The following is a 3,836-nucleotide window of genomic DNA, read 5'->3' as shown; positions in this document are numbered from 1 at the left end:
GACGGCCCGGGTAGTTCATGGCCCGGGCCAGGCGCTGGCGCCAGCCGCGGCGTCCGTCCGCCCCGTGCGGCACGTTAGTGCGGGAGTTCAGCACGGAGTGGAGGCCGGCCTGGTAGCTGTCCGCGAGGGCCGTTTCCAGCCGCAGCGCCTTGTAGAGGCCGAGCATGATGAAGACCAGCACCACCGAGAACGGCAGGCCCATGATGACGGTGGCGCTTTGCAGCGTGGGCACCCCGCCCACCAGCAGCATGGCCAGGGTCAGCAGGCCGGTGGCGACTGACCAGAAAACGCGCAGCCACTTGGGGCCGTCTGAATCGGCGTCCTTGAGGTAGGAGGTGAAGTTGCTCATCACCAGGGCACCCGAATCGGCGCTGGTGACGTAGAACAGCAGCCCGGTGAAGGTGGCGATCGCGGCGCTGAGCGGGGCCATCGGGTACTGCTCGAGCAGACCGTAGAAGGCCCGCTCCGGCTGGCTCATGGCCACCTCGCCGAACGCTGCATTGCCGCCCATCACGATCTCGAGGGCGCTGTTGCCGAAGATGGAGATCCACAGCAGGATGAAGGCAAACGGCACCACCAGCACCCCGACGACGAACTCGCGCAGCGTGCGTCCGCGCGAGATGCGCGCCAGGAACAGGCCCACGAAGGGAGCCCAGGCGATCCACCAGGCCCAGAAGAACAGCGTCCAGCCGTTCAGCCACTCGTCGGGCCGGTCGTAGGCGAAGGTGTCCAGCGCCATCGACGGGAAGCGGGAGAGCGTGTCGCCGATGTTGGTCACGATCCCGTCCAGCAGGAACCGGGTGGAGCCGGTAATCAGGATGAAGACCATCAGGGCGATCGCCAGGACGACGTTGAGCTCGGACAGCCGGCGGATGCCCTTTTCGATCCCGGTGAGCACCGAGATGGTCGCCATCAGCACCGCCACGGCGATCAGGGCGATCTGCACCACCGTGTTCTCCGGGATGCCGAACTGGAAGCTCAGGCCGTAGTTGAGCTGGGCGACGCCGATGCCCAGGCTGGTCGCAATGCCGAAGATGGTGCCGAGCATGGCCGCAATATCGACGGCGTGGCCCACCGGCCCGTGGATCCGCTTGCCGAGGATCGGGTAGAGCGCCGAGCGGATGCTGAGCGGCAGGTTGTGCCGGAAGGCAAAGTAGCCCAGGGCCAGCCCCATCAGGGCGTAGAGGCCCCAGCCGAGGATGCCGTAGTGGAACAGGGTCCAGACCACGGCCTGCCGGGCGGCCTCGACCGTGGAGCCGTCGCCCGTCGGCGGTGCCAGATACTGAGTGACCGGCTCCGCGACCGAGAAGAACATCAGGTCGATACCGATGCCCGCGGCGAAGAGCATCGCCGTCCAGGTGAAGAGGTTGAAGGTGGGGCGCGAATGGTCGGGCCCCAACCGGGTCTTGCCCACGCGGGAGAGCGCCACGAAGAGGACGAAGGCCAGGACGGCGACGACGATCAGCGAGTACCACCAGCCGAAGGTCTCGCCCACCCACGCGACGGCGGTGCCGATCACTGCGTCGGCCGATTCGCGGTCCAGGATGGCCCACAGCGCGATGCCGAGGACGCCCGCCGCGGAGCCGATGAAGACGGTCCAGTTGACCCGCGTCCGCGGCTCGACGGCGGCGCTGCCGGTGGGCGGCTCCGGTGGGGCGGTGCCGGGGACGGGGCGGTTACTGTCTTCGCCGTTGAGCTTAGGCTCGTCAGATTCGGGCGGCGTACTCATATCGGTCTCGTACCTCGCATCGTAGGAGTGCTGGTCGCGGTCTCGCTGTTGTCTTGGCCGGGTGAGGGCAACTCTCGACGCTAGCAAGAGCAGGAATTTACCCGCATGCGCGCGTATAGCACATGAACTAAGTGAGGAGTATCACCTCATGAAGTGGCGAGGTTCACGTCGATTGCCCCGCGTGTTCTGTTTACGGGAGGTCAGTGGGGCGCCACCAGAAGGGAATGCGTCAGGCGCCGTCGTCGTAATACTGGCTGTTCGTCCCGAACTCCGGATCCTGCTCGGAGCGGATCATGCGGTGGTCTTCGGGGTGGTCAAGGCAGGGGCTGGTGAAGGAGAGGACGACGGCGCCCACGCCGCCGGCAACGTGGTGCGCGGCGGTGGCGCCGAGGTCGCCGTTCCGGAAGTAGAGGGTGCGCACGTCGCCGGTTTCGGCGGTGGCCTCGGTCTTTTGCTCCCAGCCATGTGCGGTCAGGTAGCCGGCGGCGGCGTCGAGGGCTGCGTTGGCCTGGTCCGCGTCCGCTACCTTGCCGGTGGCCCGGGCGATCCAGGCGGTCTGGGTCTGCGGTTGTGCGTCCTCGGGGCGCAGGCAGGTTTGTTCGCGCAGCAGGCTGACCTTCAGGTCGGCGGCGGTGGATGCCTCGGCGATCGCCTGGGGGAGCAGTTGCTCGAGCTGGCGGCCGTAGTCCTGGGACGTCGGTTGTATCTCCTGTGACTGGTTCTCCTGCGGCATGGCGCAGCCTCCTAGAATGACGGCGGAAAGGGTGGAAGTCGCGGTGAGGGCGGCTGCGAAGCCGGGGCGCCGCCGTCGTTCTTCGCCGCGCGGGCGGGCCGGGCGGTGCCAGGGGGAGCGAGCCCGCATGTTCATTTCTCCAGACTTTCGACCGTCACGGTTTCAAGGTTGCCATATGCGTAGTCCTCGGGATCCTGCTTGAGCGGGCTGGTGATCAGCGGGCCGTAGGGGGAGTAGGTTTGCTGGATTCGGTCCTCGACAAACGTGCTGACGCTGGTGCCTTCGACGACGCCCTGGATGTTGGTGGCCGAGGTGGAGCCCGGCCAGAAGTAGTCGGTGTGCCCGTCCATCAGCGAGCCGGGGTCCTCCGGTCTCAGGAAGCCGGTCTCGAGCCGGACCGGGTCCATGGCGGTGGGGCTGCCGCCGCGCCAGAACGACGCGCCGTGGTAGCCGCCGCCGAGCATCTGGGCGGCGCTGATGGGGTCGTCGCGGGTTTGCAGCCAGTAGCGGTGGGCCTCGGGGTTGGCGGTGTCCTCGGGGCTGCCCACGTTGTGCCCGGTGCCGGCCGGTGCGACGTAGACGATGTTGGTGGAATCCAGGCCCTCGCGTTCGGCGGTGCCCAGCAGCGAGCCGCCGGCGCTGTAGCCGATGTACGTGGTGCGGGCGTCGGGCCGGGTCTCGAGGTCGAGGGCGTGGTCGAAGGCGGCCAGCAGGGGCCCGCCCCGCTCGTTGAACGAGGTGGTGATGTTGTCGGGGACCTCATCCGGCAAGTCGGTGCCCTGCCAGTAGAAGGAGACCGTGCCGGCGGGCGGTTCGCCGTTCACCGCGTCGAACCGGGCCGAGTAGGCCTCCAGCTGACCCAGGTCGGCGCCGGTGCCCGGGACCAGGGCGGCCACGGTCCTGGTGTCCGGCGTCAGGGTGCCGTTCATGGTGACGATCCGGCCGTCGCCGTCCAGGCTAACCAGGACCACCTGGGAGTGATGGCCGACGGCGTAGTCCAGTCCCGTCCTGAGCGTTGCCAGCCGGTCGTGTTCGGCCTGCCAGGTGTCGAGGTCGGCGGCGTACTGCCGGTAGGCCCGCTGGTAGACCATCCGCGGGTGGCCTTGCTGATTGCCCGCGGCCGCGACGTAGTCGCTGAGGTCGGGCTGTGGGCCCAGCTGTGCCTGCCGGGTCGCCACGGTTTCGCGGTAGCCGGCGGCGGTGATGGCGTTGGCCCGGATCCGGCCGGCGAAGGGGATGCCGTTCAGGCCCCCGAACACCGCCGGGTAGAGCAGCAGCAGCCGTTCCTGTTCGGCCGGCGCCAGGGTGAGCCAGGCCTCGCGGATTCCCGCGATCCCGCCCTCGGTCAGCGCGGCGTCGCCGGCCATCGCCTCC

General features: G+C 68.5%; 3 protein-coding genes. All 3 read right to left on the bottom strand.

What is annotated here, in order from left to right:
• A partial coding sequence (gene betT / locus AC5RUJ_RS12525; protein ID WP_494155938.1) for a choline BCCT transporter BetT occupies window positions 1-1,729 on the bottom strand: 1,729 nt, incomplete at its 3' end.
• A gap of 229 nt (window positions 1,730-1,958) precedes the next feature.
• On the bottom strand, window positions 1,959-2,462 hold the full coding sequence (locus AC5RUJ_RS12520; RefSeq protein ID WP_494127821.1) for a hypothetical protein: 504 nt from the start codon (window positions 2,460-2,462) through the stop codon (window positions 1,959-1,961).
• Window positions 2,463-2,593: 131 nt separating this feature from the next.
• Window positions 2,594-3,836: alpha/beta hydrolase (locus AC5RUJ_RS12515; protein ID WP_494155937.1), on the bottom strand; the 1,243-nt coding region annotated here is incomplete at its 5' end.

The sequence above is a fragment of the Arthrobacter sp. Y3223164 genome (assembly GCF_059091005.1).
The sequence above is the reverse complement of the archived record's forward strand: the minus strand, read 5'-3'. Positions and strand labels throughout refer to the sequence as shown.

Bases quoted from the DNA above. Each gene is read 5' to 3' on its own strand.
- AC5RUJ_RS12520 (WP_494127821.1), bottom strand. From the start codon at position 2,462: ATGCCGCAGGAGAACCAGTCACAGGAGATACAACCGACGTCCCAGGAC.